Here is a 233-nt window from a genome sequence, read left to right on the forward strand (position 1 = left end):
GCTGCCCCCAAGCAGTTAGCGGGCACGGCGTCCGGCGTACTGAATGCAAGCCGCCAGATTGGCGCGACGCTTGGTGTTGTCCTGTTTGGCGCGATGGTAAGCTCCGGCGACTCTTTAGTTAGCGGCATGCATGCGGCTTTGATAGCTGCAGCGGGTTTGTTTGTATGCGGAGGGATGCTCTGTTTCCGCTATGTGCGAGATCGGTAGAGGACGAGCGGAAGAGGGCGGCGCCG

Annotated in this window: 1 pseudogene; it reads left to right on the top strand. The window is 60.9% G+C overall.

Going from position 1 to position 233, the window contains the following annotated elements:
- Positions 1-207: pseudogene (locus tag KVT27_RS26270) on the top strand (MFS transporter); the annotation flags it as partial.
- Between the last annotated feature and the right edge of the window lie 26 nt (positions 208-233).

The organism is Lysinibacillus sp. GbtcB16, assembly GCF_019091145.1.
Lineage (GTDB): Bacteria > Bacillota > Bacilli > Bacillales_A > Planococcaceae > Lysinibacillus > Lysinibacillus fusiformis.